Here is a 15975-nt window from a genome sequence, read left to right as displayed (position 1 = left end):
GCGACCCGCTACGACAAGACCGCCGAGTCCTACCAGGCAGCTGTCACCCTCGCCTCGCTCCTGATGTGGGCGTGACATTTGAAGACAACTCCTAGAAGAGCCGCTGGCCGGCTACCGGTTACGACGTGGTCCGGGCCAGGGCAACCAGCCTGTACGGGAACGGCGTTGTCCTGCGCCGTTCAGGCCGTCACCGCCGCCGCGATCCGGCCGCGGTTTCGCCGGCGACCCGGCAACCGCCGCTCACGCCCCCTCGATCGCAGCGGCCCGCCCGTGGGACCCCGCCAGCAGCGTAAGCACCTTGCTGAGCTGCTCACGTACTCCCGGATCGTTGATGAGTCCGTCCGCGCCGACCGTCCCACGGTCCACCACAATGTTCGCGCAGGCCGGCTCCACGATGTCGGCGCCGGTGTAGCCGAGTACCGCCCGCAGTGTGGCCTCTGCGCCCTGGCCGCGGCCCGGGGCAGCCGCGTTGATCCAAGCCACCGGCTTGTCGCAGATCTCGGTGCCGCCGACCGTCCAGTCCAGCAGGTTTTTGAACGAACCCGGCAAGGTGCCAGCGTACTCCGGGGTACAGATCAGGATGCCGGCCGCCTGGCTGATCGCCGCCCGCAACCCGGCCACCGGACACGGCAACGGGTCGGTGTCGTCATCGGGGTTGAAGTGCGGAAGCGCCGCCAGAGCGTCGTACAGGACCGTGCGCACCGGGGCGGGCGCCACGGCCTGCGCGGTGCGCAGCACCGACTCGTTGGTGGAGCCGGACCTCAGACTCCCCGACAGCAACAGGATCACCGGCAGCGTCGACATCCGCTCAACCTACTGCCCTGGTGCCGCGACCCGCCAAGGGCAAGGCGCGGGAACGGGTAACACCGATCAGGGTCAAGGGGCCGTCCAGGACCCGCTGGCCGGCATGCGGTCGCCCCTCCCAGGCGCATGCCGCCTCGCGGACCGGCGTTCGGCCCCACAGCAGCAGGAGCAGGTGGTGTTCCACGGGGCGGAGAGCGTAGCAACAGCAGGCGCTCTGGAGCCGTAGGTCCATGAGGCGCCGGTTTTGTCGCTTCGCCCGCTCAGTAACCGCCCTGCCCGTCCGCGACGCACCGGTGCTGCGCCGCCTGCTCGCGTACCGCTGCCACCGAGCCGTGGGAGAAGGCCCCCGGCAGAATCTGCTCGTGGTGCGCTCGGCGCCGTCCCGGTCCGTTCCGCTGCCCCACCGGCTGGGCCTGACGCGGGCGTTCGGCCCAGGTGCCGTCGGACCACGGCCTGGTGGCCGTGCGATGAGGCCGACACAGATGGTCAGCCGGCCACTGCCTCCTGCTGCGGTTCGGCCGCAACGGGCTTTGCCGCTGGCGTCGTGGTGTAGAAGACGGATGAACCCTGCTTGGTGCGGTGCGCATGGCTCTTGGCGACCAGATTTTCGAGGGTGGTGCGCACGACGGTTGTCTTGATGTTGCGGTCGGGGTGGGCCTGGGTGAGCGCGGCGGAAATTTCGGCGGCGGAACGCGGCTCGCTCTGCTGCTCGAGGTGGCCGCGGATCAGGTCGACGAGGGTGGGCTTGGTGGCTGTCTTGGATGCCTGCCGGGGTGAGGCCTTGGCGGCGTTCTTCTTGGGCGCCGTCTTCTTCGCAACCGTGGCGGCGGCCTTCTCCGGCTTGCTCTGCGTGGGTGCGGCGGATGCCTGGTGGGGCACGGCCGGCGCCGCCATGGTGTCTGCCTCGGTGGCGGGGCGTGCGCCGCCCAGTGCCTGCTGCACGTTCACCAGCACGGTGTGATCGTGCTGCAGGGCATGCAACTGCTCCTGCAGGGCTTCGATGTCCGCAGCGATACGTTCCTGCTCCTTGGTATTGCGCTCAAGGTCGCCCGTCACCTGGGCGAGGTACTGCGAGGTCAACTCGGTGGTGTGGGTCTGGCTTTCAGGCATGACATGGGCCTTTCTTCGGTCCGCGGGCACGGTGGTGAAAAGAGGGGTGATGTCCGCGAACGGATTAAGAGCGGTGTCCCGTCTGTGATGGCTGGCCCACCCCCGGGACACAACTGCCGCGGCCTGCGGAAGTGTAGAGATAGTACGCACGAGTGGAACCGGATGTTCCCTGTCGTGTCTCATCCGAAAATGGAGGGACCGTAAGGCGTGCGGCATCAACCCGTGGGCGGGGAGATCCGCGACGACATCCACCAAGCCTTCGTTACCTTGGGCTGCGCCGTCATCTGCTGGCGCCGGCTGAAGACCTCGTTCTGATCCCAGTCCTAGGGCTGGGCGTCGTTGTCGCCGCCGAAGTCGGGTGCGTCGACGGACAGCAGGTGTTCGGCGCCGTGTTCGAGGGCCTTGGCCGTCTCGGTGGAGCGGGGGAGCATGGTCTTCTCGTAGGTGCGGATGGCGTCGTCGACGGTGGCGGCGTTCGCGAGGGCGAGGGCGAGTTCGCTGGCGTCGAGCATGGCGAGGTTGACGCCGACGCCGAGCGGGGGCATGAGGTGGGCGGCGTCGCCGAGCAGGGTCACCGTCGCGTTGTGGCCCCAGGTGTGCGGGACAGGGAGGGCGAGGATCGGGCGGTGGATGTAGGGGCCGTCGTTTTCGGTGATCATCTGGCCCATGCGGGGCGACCAGCGGGCGTACTCGTCGCGTAGCACAGCGCGAATGCCGTCGGTGTCCTCGGCGGTCAGACCCTTGATGCTGATCCAGTCGGCCGGGACGCGTTGGATGATGTAGACGCGGATGTGGTTTCCGCTGTTGCGCTGGGCGAACAGGCCGCGTTCGCCGTCGGCTGCGTGGGCGCTGCCCGAACCGACCAGATCGGCAATCTCGGGGTGTCGGTTCTCGACGTCGGAGAACCGTGCTTCCAGGAAGCTGACCCCGGTGTACTCGGGGATGGCGGGGGACACGGTCGGGCGTACCCGGGAGAAGGCGCCGTCGGCGCCGATGACCAGATCTGTCTCGATGCGCGTGCCGTCGGCGAAGTGCAATTGCCGCGGCCCGTCGGCGGCTCCGCTGATCGTGTCGAGGGCGCGGCCCCAGTGCACGGTTCCCGGCTGCAGTGAGTCGAGCAGCAGGTTGCGCAGCTGGCCGCGGTCGATTTCCGGTTTGAAGAGCTCGTCGGGCGCCGGGACTTGGTGGGATGTGATCGCGCCGGTCGGGTCCATCTGGCGCATTTCCTGCCCTTCGGGACGGGCGAGGGCGAAGAACTCGTCGAGCAGGCCGGCTTCGCGCAGGGCGACCTGGCCATTGTCGGCGTGCAGGTCGAGGGTGCCGCCCTGGTTGCGGGCGTCGGGGCCCGGGTCGCGGTCGTAGATGGTGACCGCGATGCCGCGCTGCTGGAGGATGCGGGCGCAGGTCAGTCCGCCGGGTCCGGCGCCGATGACGCTGATGCTGGCGTTGGCGGGCTCTGGGGAGTTCATGGTTGTTCCTTCCACTCGGCGAAGAGGAGTTATCGGGCGAAAGGGGCGGGGCATTCCGGCGTAGGCCTCGGTCGTGGACGCCCCTCGAGCGTTCCCCCAAGGGGCAGGACGGCGACGGGCGGTGCGGTGCAGACGATGACCATGCCGGCAAGGACGTGCCGCCCAGGTGCTCACAACCTCATAAAATCAGAACGAGAAGAAAAGTACAACGACTCTACTTAGCGATGGGTTCGACTATCGGATACGCTCTAGCCATGACCGTGCCCCCCGTCAGCCGCCGCGACCGCAAGAAAGCGGCCACCCGGCAGGCAATCGCCGACGCCGCACTGCAGCTCTTTCTGGAGCGTGGCTACGATCAAGTAGGCATCCGTGACATCGCCGACGCCGCCGACGTGTCGACCGCTACGGTGTTCAAGCACTTCAGCGGTAAGGAAGCGCTGGTATTCGACCAAGACCAGGACCGGGAGACAGAACTGATCGCCGCGGTGCGGCAGCGGCCCTCCGGTCAGAGCATCCTCGACGCCCTCCGACGGCACGTCCTCGACACCTGGCCCTCGATCGAGGCACATCCTCAGGCGGCCGAGTTCACCCACCTGGTGGACTCCACGCCGGTGCTCCGCGCGTACGCCGAACGCATGTGGACCAGGTACACCGACAGCCTCAGCGCAGCCATCGCCGACGAGGTCGGAGTGGACCACGACGAGCTCGCATGTGTGGCTCTTGCTCGATTCGTACTCGACATCCCGGCCCTCGCTCGCGGTCGGCAGGACCGTCGAGCCGCCGTCGAGGCAATCTTCGACATCCTCACACACGGCTGGGAACCGCCCAGCAAGCCGTCTGCGCCGTAGCCCCCACCATGCGTATCGGTCGCAGTCACCCCTCAGCCCGGCAATGAGAAGTGACATCCCCTCATTCCCGAGCAGGGAGCACCTCATTCTGATCCCAGTCCTTAGGCCACCTTCAGCCTGGACGGCAAGCTTCTGGCCGCGACCGACTACGCCGGCGGGCTGGCGTTGTGGGACGGCAGCGCATCCAAGCGGCTCACCTATCTCGACGGTCGCCACTTCCCCTGCCGCGGACGAGGCTGCCACCAGGCTCTGAACTTCCTCAGCGCGACTGCCTGCCTCCCGCGACACCGCCACGCCCACCCTGCCCGGCGGCGGGCCGAGGGGCGGACCAGGCGGTCGTCGACCAGCCAGAAGTCGTTGCCCGGAAGGGCGATGTCCGAGGCGCGCCGACGGGGAAGCCACCGCACCTGCTCGCCCGCTTCCACATTGACGCGCGTGGCCGCGTGCTCGTAGCGGATGTACGTGCTGACCGGCTCGGACACGATGCGGGCACGACGCACGGCCACACCACGGCCGACAGTGCGGCGGATCAGTTCCACCCACGGCGCCCAGTACGGCGAGCCAGGGTCGATGTCACGCTCACCGGTGCTCTTCCAGTGCGCGAAATCGTCGGCCTCGTCGGCGACACCGTAGGGGTCGCGCATCTCCAGGTGGACGGCCGTGCGCTGCGCGCCGTCCAGAGCTCAACGAAGCTCGGCACGCTCTGCGTCATCACACGCCTTCCTGAGGATCGGCACCATGCGGGCCGGGCTGCGGACACACCGGTCGCTGGCCTTGACCTGGGTCCGCGACATTCGAGACCGGTGTGTCGATCTCCGGGGGGCTCTGTTCTTCAAGCAGGTCGGCGGGCTGACCCCGAAGGCCGGCGGCCGTCTGCTCGATGGCCGGACCTGGGATGAGTACCCCTCCACGGCGGCCGTGGAGGGGTGTGAAACTGGCGATTTTGCGTAATCAGGACGCTCGCGGAGAGGGCGCGCAGATCGTACGTCCATGAGGTCCTTACCCGTCGCGGAGTGCTCGTCAGTCGGTGGTGAGGTGGCTGGTGTAGAAGTCGGTGAGCTTGTCGATGGCGGGGTCGATGTACTCCTTCTTGTCGTAGAGGTCGACGTGGCTGGCGTCCTTGATCCAGTGGATCTCCCTGGGGCCAGTGGCGCGCTGGTGGGCCTCGACGGCCATCCAGGCGGTGACGGCGCGTTCGCCGATGATCTGGAGGATGGGGCGGGGGCCGATCAGCGGGATGGCGAAGAACGCGTCGTGGAAGGCCATCCGGTCGATGCTCTCCCAGGCCAGGGTCTTCGCGGAGCGTTCGTGCTGGCCGCGCGGGGTGCAGTAGTACTCGAAGCCTTCGCCGCCGTGCTGGCCGCCGAGCGCGCGGGCCTGCTCGGCGGTCTCCGGGAACATGGTCATCGTGCCGGGGTCCTCGCCGCGTGCGGCGGCGCTTCGGGCCGCGGCGGCAGCGTCCAGCAGGGCCTGGAAGACGGCCGGGTCCTGGGTGCCGTCGGCGCCGAGACGGAACTGGCGGGCGGGTTCGGCGGTGGACACGGTGGCCACGGCCCTGACGCGGTGGTCGCCGCCAGTGGCGGCCAGCGAGTACCCGCCGGAGGCGCAGATGCCCAGCAGCCCGATGCGGTCGGCATCGACGTCGTCGCGGGTGGTGAGGTAGGAGACGGCGGCTTTGAAGTCCTCTACCCGCTGAGCGGGGTCTTCCAGGCCACGGGGCAGGCCGCCGGACTCGCCCTGGTGGGCGGCGTCGAAGGCGAGGGTGACGAAGCCGCGCTCGGCCATCCGCTGCGCGTACGTGCCGGAGGTCTGTTCCTTCACGCTGGTGCCGGGGTGACCGACCACCAGCGCCGGCCGCGGACCCGATGCCGGCGTGTCGGGGGTATAGAGGTGGCCGGCCAGCGGGATGCCGGCGCTGTCGAAGCTGACGGTGGTCTGGGCCATGAGGCACTCTCCCTGAGAGGTGATGACGTGTCGTAACGCACCGGCGCGGCGGACTCGGGGCCCGCACCCTGCCGGGCACACATCCACGTTCTGTCAGTCTCCGCACGAGCGGGAGAGCCAGGTTTCTGCCTGGGAAAGAACTTGCCCCCTCACACAGGTGCAGTGGCCGTCGCGGCGCAAGGACACTTAAGAGCATGACTGCAGACTCCGACTCCCGGGCGCTGGGCGCCTTCCTCAAGGCCCGCCGGGCCCAGCTGACACCGCAAGAGTGCGGCCTTCCCGAGACGGACTCGGCCCGCAAAGTCGCCGGACTGCGCCGCGAGGAGGTCGCCCAGCTCGCCGCCATCAGCGTCGACTACTACACACGACTGGAACAGGGCCGCGTCCGGGCATCCGTACCCGTGCTGACCACCCTGGCCCGCGCCCTGCGCCTCGACGACGACCAGCAGCAGTACCTCTACGAACTCGCCGGCCGAAGCGACGCTCACCCGCGCCGCCGCCGGCCCGCCCAACGCCTGCGTCCAGCCATGCGACGTCTGCTCGACCAGCTCACCGAGACCCCCGCACTCGTCCTTGGCAAACGCCTGGACATCCTGGCCTGGAACCCCGCGGCCATAGCCCTCTACACCGACTTCGCCGCCCTCCCGGGGAACCGGCGCAACTACATGCGGCTGCTGTTCACGAACCCGGTGGTCCGGCAACTGCACCAGGACTGGGCCCACGACGCCAGGGAAGCCGTCGCCGCGCTGCGCATGGAGGCCGCGGCCGACCCCGACGATCCCGACCTCGCCCAGCTCGTCGGCGAACTGTCCCTCCAGGACCCCGACTTCCGCACATGGTGGGCCGAACACCGCGTCAACAGCGCCAGTTACGGCACCAAGCACTACCGCCACCACCTGGTGGGCGACCTCACCCTCGACTGCGACACCTGGACCAGCCCCGACGGCTCCGGACAGCGCCTGATGATCCTGACCGCCGAACCCGGCAGCCCCTCCCACGACGCCCTGCGCATCCTCACCTCATGGACCACCCAGCAACCGAGCACCGACCGAACGGAGGACATGACGCGATGACCACCTGGCCACCCGAAGATCTCGCTCTTCTCACCGGGTCCGAATCCCTCGTCCTAACCGCCGGGGACGACGATCACCTTGGTGTGGAGATCGGTATGGTCCTGGTTGGTGGCGAGCTGTATGTCCGCGCCTACCGAGGGGTCCGCTCCAGCTGGTACCAGGCGGCGTACAAGCACCGCCACGGACACATCCGGGTGGGGGCCGTCACCCGCGACGTCCTCCTGGAAACCCGTGACACCAGGCCCGCCTCCGAGATCGACGCCGCCTACCGGAACAAGTACGGAAAGACGGCCGGCGCCATCGCGGCACACGCCGCGACGATACGGATCGACCCGGCGCCCTTATCGAACGGCGCCGTGGGCCTGGTCCGCTGACGGAACGGGGCCTCGACCATGGCGCATCTGTCGCCCTTATGGGTTCCCCAACACCTTGATCCGGCTCCGCCCGATTGGTCTGGGCGGAGCCGGATCAAGGTGAACGCACCGTCAGTTCTCCAGACGGACCGGCATCAGGATCGAGAAGGTGTCCTCGTCGTCGGGTCGGCGGATCGCGATCGGCACTGTGGGCGCGCCGAGCTCCAGAATCAGTTGGTCCCGGGCCCCGGCGGCCAGCGCATCCAGCAGGAACTCACGGTTGACGGCGACGCGGTTCGGGTCTTCGTCAACATCAGTGCACAGGGTCACCGTGCCACCGTCCTCCACGCTGAGCACGCTGAGGTCGGGCGCTCCGGCCTCTTCGGAACGGACAGGACCAGTCTCCAAAGCCTTCCGGAAGGCCGCCACCTCGACGACGGTTCGGAGTCCGCCGGCCCGGGGCAGGAGACGACGGTAGTCGGGGAAGTCGTGGTCGAGGCACTGACCGGCTGCCAGCCTGCCTGCGGCCTCCAGTGTCACGCGATCACCGTCGATAGACAGCCGCACCGGTCCTTCGCTGTCCAACAGCGCCCGCATCGCGTCGACGAGCGGGGTGGGCACGATGACCTGCACTCGGCTGCCGTCGTGCCCGGCGATACCGGCCTGCGCGACAGCCAGTCGGTATCGGTCGGTGGCCACGACATGAAGGCTCTCACCCTCGATGTCGAACAGGACCCCGCCGAGCATCGGCAGCTCGGGGTCGGTGCTCGCCGCGAAACGAACCGTGTCCAGCACGGCCGCCAGCTCGGGCGCGGCGATGGACAGCCGGACGGTGACAATGCGGAGCGAGGTCATAACATTCTCCCGGTGATCGAGTAGTGCTCGGAGCACGGAGAAATCACTGCGGGCATCGGACAGCCCCTGCTCGAGACGGCGCAGGTGCGCCTTGAGCAGTTTCCGGACCAGATCGGTGTCCGCGCCGGACCAGCTGGCCAGCACCAGCCGGATGTCCGCCAGCGGCATCCCGGCCCGGCGCAAGCGGGCCAGCAGCCGGGCCTCTTCGAACTGCTCAGGCTCGTACCAGCGGTAACCGCTCACCGGATCCACCCAGGCCGGGACCAGCACACCGGCACGGTCGTAGAACCGCAGGGTGCCTACGCCCAGGCCGCTGTCGCGGGCCATCTCTCCAATGCTGCGCATGTCGTTCTCCACACCCAGCACTCTGAGCCCTGCACAAGGTCGAGGGTCAACCCGGCTCCGGATCCGATCTCGTGACACCGAAGCGGATCTCCTGACAGCGGAAGACCGGCGCTGCAGGCCGACGACACTGAGGCGAGACTGTCGGCAGACGCAGATGCTGCCCCCCAAGGGGGCCATCGGATCGCCCGACGCCCCCACTTCGCCACGGCGCAGCGGACATACGGCCCACTGGCCTTGAATGCGCAGGCCCTCATGGTCCGGCGCGGACAAGTCCTGTTCCGGCAAGACAGCCATCGAGTGCGCCACCGCGGTACTGGAGCCGGCGCAATCCTTGCCCGACGACGGTGATCAGATCCCCGGGATCCGCGAAGGCACGGTTGGCCAGCGCGGTGCCCCCGAGGATGGACCAGATGCCTTCGACTGGGTTGAGGTCGGGTGAGTATGGCGGCAGCTGGTAGACCGTCAGCCAGTCCCGCTCGGCGATGAATTGCCTCATCCCGACGGCGGCCGCGGTGACGGCGACGATGCCGAGGTCCGCGGTGGGGCCGAGGGGTACGGCGGCCGCGCCCAGGAGTCGGTGCCCATTTCCTCGGTAAGCTGCCGGGGGACCGGCAGGCGGAGCTGGTCGTCGCGCGGCGCCCAGGCGGTTTCCGGACGCGGTGAGCTCCGCGGGCCGTCACCGGTCGGCAGTGGCCCGTGGATTGACCTCGCAGCGATCGATCTCGTCCACGCGCCCCGTGCTGGCAACGGGCACCCGGACGGTTGCTTTGTCCTTCGCGGGCACCGACACCTGATCGCCAGTGTCGATGATGGTGAAGCCGTGCTCGTTCTTGAAGCTGATCTTCACGGTGAAGAGGCCCTCGCGTCCGTTCGGGTTGCTGACCTCGACGGTCGCGTACGGGTCGTCCGTGCTCGCGCAGTGTATGAGCACGGCGGTGCCGTCCTTCATGGGCCGGGCGGTATCGCTGGAGGAGGACGCCGTAGGGGTGGAACGGTGGGTGGGCCGCGAACGGTACGTACCGCCGCCGCTGCCACCGGTACTCGTCCCGGAGTCATACGCGTCACTGCCGGACGAGCTGCCGTGCGAGCCACCGCTGCCCGACGTCGACGAACTGTCGTGGTCCTGGCTGGAGCTGCTGCAACCGCCCCCGCCACCGCTGTGATGGCTGCGGCTCCCGTGACCACGGCCCGACGAGAACCCGGTCAGGGCCAGCACGACCATCGCCGACACCGCTGTGAATCTGAGTCTGCGCCCCCGCGTGTACATGTCGCCACCCTACCCACGGCCGTCGCACCCGCCCCGGCGAGGGCCCGCGCAAATGTCACACGACACGCTGCGTGAGGCATCCGACCGGGCCGCCCGCTGCCGGATCGTCGACACGGGCTGCTGCGCCGCATATCCGACCTCGAGCACAGCGTCCGGCACGGGACGAACCCCTCTCCTGCCGTCACGAAAGTTCCCCGGCCGGCCCCGCACCCCGAACAGGGTCACCACGCTGCTGCGGCAGCACGGTCTGCTTACCGCTACGCCTTGCCGCCACCGCAGCCGTCACCTGGACCCTGCGTGCCCTGCCCTTCCGCAGGCCGCCGGGGCTGGGAGGGCTTCCCATCAGGAACTCATCCGGCGCAAGGTCGGCTGGGTGGTTAACGAAACGGGCTCGACGCGGATGACGATGGATTTGGTCGTGGGGGTGTTGCTGGTCTCTGCCGTGGAGTCCAGGGCGACCAGCACGTTCGTCTCCGGGTAGTAGGCGGCGGCGCAGCCGCGGGGTGTGGGATAGCGGACGGCGCGGAAGCCGGGGGCGCGGCGTTCACCGTCGGGGTTGACGCTGACCAGGTCGACCAGGTCGCCGTCGTGCAGGTGGAGTTCGCGTAGGTCGTCCCGGTTGAGGAAGACGACGCGCCGCCCGCCCTTGATGCCGCGGTAGCGGTCGTCGAGGCCGTAGACGGTGGTGTTGAACTGGTCGTGCGACCGTACCGTCGTCAACAGCAGGTGTCCTGGGGGGACTTCGTGTGCGGTCGGTGGGTTGACGGTGAAGCGGGCCTTGCCGGTCGAGGTGGGGAAGGTGCGTGAGTCGCGCGGTGCTCGGGGGAGCATGAAGCCGCCGGGCTGCCGGACGCGCTGTTCGAAGGCGTGGAATCCGGGGACGATGTGCTCGATGTGGCGGCGGATCAGGGCGTAGTCGTCGCGCATGGCGCGCCAGCCGAGGTCGTCGCCGAACAGCGTGTGCCCGAGGTCGGCGACGATCGCGACCTCGCTGCGCAGGTGCGGGGATCCGGGAAGGAGGCGTCCGCGCGAGGCGTGCACCATGGCCATGGTGTCCTCGACCGTGACGAACTGTTCGCCGGAGGGCTGCTGGTCGCGCTCCGTGCGGCCGAGGCAGGGCAGGAGCAGCGCCTCGGTGCCGTGGCACAGATGGGACCGGTTCAGTTTGGTCGCAACGTGGACGGTGAGGGCGCAGGTGGCCAGGGCGGCCTCGGTGACCTCTGTGTCGGGCGTGGCCGCGGCGAAGTTGCCGCCGAGGCCGATGAACACGTCGACTTTGCCGTCGCGCATTGCCCTGATCGAGTCGACGGTGTCCAGGCCGTGGGCACGGGGGGGATCGAATCCGAACTCCTCGCGCAGCTTGTCCAGGAACGTGTCTGGCATCTTCTCCCAGATGCCCATGGTGCGGTCGCCCTGGACATTGCTGTGTCCGCGGATCGGGGCGGGGCCAGCACCGGGGCGCCCGATGTTGCCGCGCAGCAGATGGAAGTTGACGATCTCGCGGATGGTGGCCACCGCGTTGCGGTGCTGGGTGAGCCCCATCGCCCAGCAGACGATCACGCTGTCGGCGGCCAATACTTCGGCGGCGCAGTCCTTGATCCGGCGGCGGGACAGACCGCTCAGCGTCTCGATCCGCGACCAGTCCAGGGCGCGCCATGCGGCCGCGGCCGCCTCGAATCCGTCGCAGTACCGGTCGATGAATTCATGGTCGAGGGCGGAGCCCGGCCGGGCGTCCTCCTGCTCGATCAGCGCGCGGTTCAGTCCCGCGAACAGAGCCAGGTCGCCGTTGATGCGCACCGGGAGGTAGCGGTCGGCGAGCTTCGTACCCGGACCGGCCAGGCCGCGGGCGGTCTGCGGGTTGTGGAAGCGGGCGAAGCCGGCCTCGGGGAGCGGGTTGGCGGCGATGATGCGCGCGCCGCGTTGCTTGGCCTCCTCGAGCGCGGTGAGCATGCGGGGGTGGCAAGTGCCGGGATTCTGTCCCACGATGATGATCAGATCGGCGTGCTCGGTGATGTCCGCGTAGGTGATGAGGCCCTTGCCGACGCCGAGCGTCTCGGTCAGGGCCGCGCCGCTGGATTCGTGGCACATGTTCGAGCAGTCGGGCAGGTTGTTCGTGCCGAGCCGGCGCGCCAGCAGCTGATAGAGGAAGGCGGCCTCATTGCTGGTGCGGCCGCTGGTGTAGAACACGGCACGGTCCGGATCGGCGAGGCCGCGCAGGCGATCAGCGGTGAGCGTGAGCGCGTCCTTCCAGGTGATGGGCGCATAGTGCGTGGCGCCAGGGGCAAGGTGCATCGGCTGGGCCAGCCGGCCCTGCGCCTCCAGCCAGTGGCCGTCGCGTTCCCGCAGGTCGGCGATGGAGTGCTCGGCGAAGAACGCCACGTCCACCCGTTTGCGGGTGGCCTCCCAGGCGACGGCCTTCGCGCCGTTCTCGCAGAACTCCGCGATCTTCCGGTGGTCGGGATCGGGATCGCCCCATGCGCAACTCGGGCAGTCGAAGCCGTCCACGTGGTTCACCGACAGCAGCGTCTGCAGACTCCGCTTCGGTCCCATTTCCTCGATGGAATAGTGCGCGGATTCGGTGATGCCGTGAATTCCCGCGCTGGACTTCTTGGGACCCGACGATGTCGGTTCCGATGCGGGCGGAGGGCCGCCCGCCGATGTGTTCGTACCGGTCGGATGGGTTGGTTGCTCAGCCATGGCCGCCTCTTTGCCTGTATGGGCCAATGGTATGCGAGGGCGAAGTTGACCGCAGCGGCGTACGCGAGATACATGAGCCAGCCGCCGGTCGCAATGTGGAAGAATCCCAGCGTGCGTTCGCCGATCTTTGAGTCCGATCGAGGCGAAGAAATCGAAGAAGTAGATCGCGAACAGGCCCAGGAACAACAGACCAACCGGCCAGTCGACGACCTTGAAGAACACCGTGCTGGCCCTGCTGGCTGATGTTCTCGCGTTGGACGAGGACGTGGTCTGGGCGGTCGACGTCGCCGACGGTATGGCCGCCTTGCTGGTCAACCTGCTGCTCAACCACGCTCAGCAACTCGTCTACCTGCCCGGTATGGCCGTCAACCGTGCCTCGGCCGGCTACCGGGGCATGGGGAAAACCGATGCCAAGGAAGGCGCGGTCCGCCAGGAGGAGCATGTTCGGGGTCAGGTGGCGGATCAGGTCGTGGGCGTAGTCGGTCTCGCCCTTGGAGGCGGGGCCCAAGACCGCTGCGATCAGGCCGCGGGTGTCGGTTTCGTACAGGGTCATGAGCATCAGCCGGGCGTTCGGTGCGGCCGAGCCAGGCCCGGTTGCGCTCGTGGTCGGGGACGGACAGGCTCCCGCAGCCGTTGAAGGCGACCGTGCGCCAGCGGCGGTAGCGACTCCGGGTGTGGACGGCTGGGCCAGCGGGCCGGCCAGCACGTCGAACAGCCGCTTGAGCGGGGCCACCCCGACCCGCCGACGCAGATCGCGAAGTGCCTTCTCCGACGGCTGCGGCACCCGGGCGGCCAGTCCGGCTGCGAGTTTGCCCCATACCAGTCCGGTGTCCAGATGCTCGAACAGCCCGAGCGCGAGCACGAAGTACACCCCGACGCGAGAGGGGAGGCTCCGAAGTCGTCGCTCGCGCGCCCCGCTCTCGTCCAGTACCGCATCGACCAACTCGGGTGGGATGACCTGGGTTAATTCACCGATGTGACCGGGCGCGAACACGTCACCGGTTCCGCCCGTGACAAAGTGGGCCACTGAGCCTCTGCTTTCTCAGGAAGATCTTGGTCGTCCCCTGGATAGCAGAGGCCCCTCTCGTGCCTCACCCACCCTTGACACCGCCGCTGCATTCTTAACTTCGTGGCATTGGTCCAGCATCTGGCGGTGGCAGTAGCCCTCAGGCTGCCCGCCCCGTCCCTGAAGCCAGGCCGGCACCGGCAGCAACGACCGCACGGCCGCCCACTCCGCGGCCGTCATGTCCGACGGATACCGGCACACCCGGTCGGAAGGTCGGCTGCATTCCCGTACACGTGCGCGAGGCAATCGCACGACATGGCGGGCGAGTTGAAGTCAACGGGCTCGGGCGCGTGCAACAACGACAACAGGGCCTCCGGGAACAGCTCGGAATGGCGTCGCAGCCCCGAGCTACCAGGAGGCTCTGCCGTCATGCACGTATGGTCGGAAGAGCACCCGACCAGGAACTCCGTTCGACTTGCACGTTCCGAGATCGGTTGAGAGACGGCTTCATATCTCAGCCAGGCCGAGTTGACGCAGCATGCCAAGTTCGTCGCTGCTGCCCCAGCGCTCGACGAGCTTGCCGTTGCTGTCGAAGCGGCTGATCTGCATGCCTCGGTAGCTCACCTTCTTGCCGGTCGGTGGCTGCCCCATGAGCGGTCCCAGATGCGTCCCGGTGATCACGTAGGCGAAGGCCAACTCGTCATCGGTGGCCACCAAGTGCTCTACCTCGACGTGCAAGTCGGGGAAAGCTGCTCGCAACTCGCCGAACATGACCTTGTACCCTTCGGGCCCCTGCACCTGTCCAGGGGCGGGATCATGGTCGACCGAATTGGGTGCGACGATCTCGTCGAGAGTGTCCAGGTTGCCGGTGACGACGGCCTCTCCGAAAGCAGTCTGTGCGGCGATGTTTGCTCGCTGAGCCATGGGCACTCCCGGGCGTGTCTGGGGCACCAGCCTGTTCGTCGGCTGGGAAGTTGGCACCTACGCCGTATACCGACCGTACATCGGCCGCTCGCCTCCAGCATGTCTACGCGGCAAGCCTCCGGCGGCGCTGGGCCTGTCGCGGACGTGGAGCACCGATTGTCGAGGTCCAGACCGATGGAGGGCCGGTGATCCCGCCCCCGCGGAGGCCCGTGTCCGTGAGGGCAGCGTCGGAGCGGGAGGAGCCGGCGGGGCGAAGGCCGTAGAACCGCCAAGCCCTCGAGCCTGCCGACGACGACTGGATACTGGCTGACGACCGCTGAGTGGCGACCAGTCAAGGGACGAGATGCTGGCGCAGCCGCGCGTGCGCGGTCCTCTCCGCGTTGGCGAATCTGGCACGTCCTGCGTCGGTCAGGGTGACCTCGACCGTCCTGCGATCTCCGTCACGGCGATCGCGTTCGATCAGTCCGGCCGCCTGCAGGCGCTTGAGGAGGGAGGACATCCTGTTCCCCGATTCCTGCAGGAACGCCGTCAGCTGGGCCACGGGCACGGGCCGACCCTTGGCTTCGGCGAGGGCACCGAGAATGAGGTAGTCGTGGAGCGCCAGACCGTGCAGTGCCCGCAACTCGCCGTGCAGGAGACCCAGGCTCCACAGGATGAGTGGAGGCCGCCGTGTGGTGTCCGACGGATCGCAGTCGATCATGTTCTTCCCCAGGGGTGGGTCCACCGGCCGCGAGTCGGCCGCCGGACGGTCATAACCAGGTTCCGTACAACGCCGATGGCGGGCCGAGCAGACATGTAGCCCTCGGATCAGGACACGACATCATCCGCGTCCTCTGGCCATCGGGCAGCGGCAGCCCGCAGGCAGCCACCCGGCCGATGTGTCCTGACTTGAGGCTGATGTGGCCCGGGGGACCGTCCGTCCCCGCCCTCTGTGCGTTCGGGGGTGTGGGGGCCGCGGTGGCCCAGGCCCTGCATGAGGCCGGCGTCCTGACCCACTGCGTGTGCCCCGGGCGTGGCCGGCGGGTTCCCCCGGCAGACCTCCCGGGCCGAGTTCCTCGCGGAAGCGGGCTTGAACTCGCAGGCCATCGCGCAGACCGTCACTCAGGCCGTTCCGCGGGCTGTCGTCACCGCGGTGCCCGCCGGCTCCCACGCAGTCCATGCGCTCAAAAGCAATGAAATGCGCATTACTGATCTCTTCGGGTTGTTGTCGGGGGTGGTGACGTGTGGTGATCCCTGCGGTAGGTCGGTGGTATGCGGTACGCGCAGGGTGGTGGACTGAC

The 15975-nt window shown here is 68.4% G+C and carries 16 protein-coding genes and 2 pseudogenes; 6 read left to right on the top strand and 12 right to left on the bottom strand.

The features are described from left to right. Positions 1-240: 240 nt before the first annotated feature. From ACIBK0_RS50605 to ACIBK0_RS50595, 3 genes are all read right to left on the bottom strand, one after another. Positions 241-804: an NADPH-dependent FMN reductase gene (locus ACIBK0_RS50605; RefSeq protein WP_399096916.1), complete on the bottom strand. Its 564-nt coding sequence runs from the start codon at positions 802-804 to the stop codon at positions 241-243. Between the two features lie 486 nt (positions 805-1290). Beyond that, on the bottom strand, positions 1291-1944 hold the full coding sequence (locus ACIBK0_RS50600; RefSeq protein WP_399096913.1) for a hypothetical protein: 654 nt from the start codon (positions 1942-1944) through the stop codon (positions 1291-1293). A 293-nt stretch (positions 1945-2237) separates the two neighbouring features. Beyond that, positions 2238-3383, bottom strand: a complete 1146-nt coding sequence (locus ACIBK0_RS50595; protein ID WP_399096910.1) for an FAD-dependent oxidoreductase — start codon at positions 3381-3383, stop codon at positions 2238-2240. A gap of 254 nt (positions 3384-3637) precedes the next feature. Here ACIBK0_RS50595 and ACIBK0_RS50590 point away from each other — a divergent pair, with 254 nt between their 5' ends. Next, positions 3638-4231, top strand: coding sequence for a TetR/AcrR family transcriptional regulator (locus ACIBK0_RS50590; protein ID WP_399096907.1), 594 nt, complete (start codon positions 3638-3640; stop codon positions 4229-4231). A gap of 197 nt (positions 4232-4428) precedes the next feature. Here ACIBK0_RS50590 and ACIBK0_RS50585 read toward each other — a convergent pair. After that, positions 4429-4943, bottom strand: a pseudogene (locus ACIBK0_RS50585) (DUF6879 family protein). Between the two features lie 26 nt (positions 4944-4969). Here ACIBK0_RS50585 and ACIBK0_RS50580 point away from each other — a divergent pair. Beyond that, a complete protein-coding gene (locus tag ACIBK0_RS50580) occupies positions 4970-5182 on the top strand; it encodes a DUF5131 family protein (protein WP_399096904.1) in 213 nt (70 codons plus the stop codon). A 69-nt stretch (positions 5183-5251) separates the two neighbouring features. On the opposite strand, the gene ACIBK0_RS50575 is transcribed toward ACIBK0_RS50580, so the two are convergent. Further along, a complete protein-coding gene (locus ACIBK0_RS50575; RefSeq protein WP_399096901.1) occupies positions 5252-6175 on the bottom strand; it encodes an alpha/beta hydrolase in 924 nt (307 codons plus the stop codon). 194 nt (positions 6176-6369) lie between these two features. On the opposite strand from ACIBK0_RS50575, the gene ACIBK0_RS50570 reads away from it, so the two are divergent. Beyond that, positions 6370-7248, top strand: a complete 879-nt coding sequence (locus ACIBK0_RS50570; protein ID WP_399096898.1) for a helix-turn-helix domain-containing protein — start codon at positions 6370-6372, stop codon at positions 7246-7248. Then, the gene (locus ACIBK0_RS50565; protein ID WP_399096895.1) at positions 7245-7622 is read left to right on the top strand and encodes a DUF2255 family protein; all 378 of its coding nucleotides are present in this window, start codon (positions 7245-7247) and stop codon (positions 7620-7622) included. The genes ACIBK0_RS50570 and ACIBK0_RS50565 overlap by 4 nt, the downstream gene beginning before the upstream one ends. Before the next feature lie 111 nt (positions 7623-7733). Here the strand turns inward: ACIBK0_RS50565 and ACIBK0_RS50560 are convergent, their stop codons facing one another. The 3 genes from ACIBK0_RS50560 to ACIBK0_RS50550 form a co-directional block, all read right to left on the bottom strand. Further along, the gene (locus ACIBK0_RS50560) at positions 7734-8801 is read right to left on the bottom strand and encodes a MerR family transcriptional regulator (RefSeq protein ID WP_399096892.1); all 1068 of its coding nucleotides are present in this window, start codon (positions 8799-8801) and stop codon (positions 7734-7736) included. 250 nt (positions 8802-9051) lie between these two features. Then, positions 9052-9297: a transposase gene (locus ACIBK0_RS50555; protein WP_399096889.1), complete on the bottom strand. Its 246-nt coding sequence runs from the start codon at positions 9295-9297 to the stop codon at positions 9052-9054. A gap of 180 nt (positions 9298-9477) precedes the next feature. After that, positions 9478-9732: a hypothetical protein gene (locus ACIBK0_RS50550; RefSeq protein ID WP_399096886.1), complete on the bottom strand. Its 255-nt coding sequence runs from the start codon at positions 9730-9732 to the stop codon at positions 9478-9480. Between ACIBK0_RS50550 and ACIBK0_RS50545 the strand changes: the two genes are divergently transcribed. Continuing rightward, positions 9725-9964, top strand: a complete 240-nt coding sequence (locus ACIBK0_RS50545) for a hypothetical protein (protein ID WP_399096883.1) — start codon at positions 9725-9727, stop codon at positions 9962-9964. The two genes, ACIBK0_RS50550 and ACIBK0_RS50545, sit on opposite strands and share 8 nt — an antisense overlap. A gap of 446 nt (positions 9965-10410) precedes the next feature. Here the strand turns inward: ACIBK0_RS50545 and ACIBK0_RS50540 are convergent, their stop codons facing one another. Continuing rightward, positions 10411-12765, bottom strand: a complete 2355-nt coding sequence (locus ACIBK0_RS50540) for an FdhF/YdeP family oxidoreductase (protein ID WP_399096880.1) — start codon at positions 12763-12765, stop codon at positions 10411-10413. 223 nt (positions 12766-12988) lie between these two features. Here ACIBK0_RS50540 and ACIBK0_RS50535 point away from each other — a divergent pair, with 223 nt between their 5' ends. Further along, positions 12989-13402, top strand: a complete 414-nt coding sequence (locus tag ACIBK0_RS50535) for a transposase (protein WP_399096919.1) — start codon at positions 12989-12991, stop codon at positions 13400-13402. Between the two features lie 129 nt (positions 13403-13531). On the opposite strand, the pseudogene ACIBK0_RS50530 reads toward ACIBK0_RS50535, so the two are convergent. The 3 genes and pseudogenes from ACIBK0_RS50530 to ACIBK0_RS50520 form a co-directional block, all read right to left on the bottom strand. Next, positions 13532-13759, bottom strand: a pseudogene (locus ACIBK0_RS50530) (transposase domain-containing protein); the annotation flags it as partial. 519 nt (positions 13760-14278) lie between these two features. Beyond that, on the bottom strand, positions 14279-14695 hold the full coding sequence (locus ACIBK0_RS50525) for an ester cyclase (RefSeq protein ID WP_399096877.1): 417 nt from the start codon (positions 14693-14695) through the stop codon (positions 14279-14281). A 331-nt stretch (positions 14696-15026) separates the two neighbouring features. Beyond that, positions 15027-15419 carry a MarR family transcriptional regulator gene (locus ACIBK0_RS50520; protein ID WP_399096874.1) on the bottom strand — a complete coding sequence of 131 codons (393 nt, stop codon included), beginning with the start codon at positions 15417-15419 and terminating at the stop codon, positions 15027-15029. Positions 15420-15975 lie beyond the last annotated feature (556 nt).

The sequence above is a fragment of the Streptomyces sp. NPDC050564 genome (assembly GCF_044457265.1).
In the GTDB taxonomy this organism is placed as follows: domain Bacteria; phylum Actinomycetota; class Actinomycetes; order Streptomycetales; family Streptomycetaceae; genus Streptomyces.
The sequence above is the reverse complement of the archived record's forward strand: the minus strand, read 5'-3'. Positions and strand labels throughout refer to the sequence as shown.

Bases quoted from the DNA above. Each gene is read 5' to 3' on its own strand.
- ACIBK0_RS50605 (WP_399096916.1), bottom strand. From the start codon at position 804: ATGTCGACGCTGCCGGTGATCCTGTTGCTGTCGGGGAGTCTGAGGTCC.
- ACIBK0_RS50595 (WP_399096910.1), bottom strand. From the start codon at position 3,383: ATGAACTCCCCAGAGCCCGCCAACGCCAGCATCAGCGTCATCGGCGCC.
- ACIBK0_RS50590 (WP_399096907.1), top strand. From the start codon at position 3,638: ATGACCGTGCCCCCCGTCAGCCGCCGCGACCGCAAGAAAGCGGCCACC.
- ACIBK0_RS50580 (WP_399096904.1), top strand. From the start codon at position 4,970: ATGCGGGCCGGGCTGCGGACACACCGGTCGCTGGCCTTGACCTGGGTC.
- ACIBK0_RS50575 (WP_399096901.1), bottom strand. From the start codon at position 6,175: ATGGCCCAGACCACCGTCAGCTTCGACAGCGCCGGCATCCCGCTGGCC.
- ACIBK0_RS50570 (WP_399096898.1), top strand. From the start codon at position 6,370: ATGACTGCAGACTCCGACTCCCGGGCGCTGGGCGCCTTCCTCAAGGCC.
- ACIBK0_RS50565 (WP_399096895.1), top strand. From the start codon at position 7,245: ATGACCACCTGGCCACCCGAAGATCTCGCTCTTCTCACCGGGTCCGAA.
- ACIBK0_RS50560 (WP_399096892.1), bottom strand. From the start codon at position 8,801: ATGCGCAGCATTGGAGAGATGGCCCGCGACAGCGGCCTGGGCGTAGGC.
- ACIBK0_RS50555 (WP_399096889.1), bottom strand. From the start codon at position 9,297: ATGAGGCAATTCATCGCCGAGCGGGACTGGCTGACGGTCTACCAGCTG.
- ACIBK0_RS50545 (WP_399096883.1), top strand. From the start codon at position 9,725: ATGAGCACGGCGGTGCCGTCCTTCATGGGCCGGGCGGTATCGCTGGAG.
- ACIBK0_RS50540 (WP_399096880.1), bottom strand. From the start codon at position 12,765: ATGGCTGAGCAACCAACCCATCCGACCGGTACGAACACATCGGCGGGC.
- ACIBK0_RS50525 (WP_399096877.1), bottom strand. From the start codon at position 14,695: ATGGCTCAGCGAGCAAACATCGCCGCACAGACTGCTTTCGGAGAGGCC.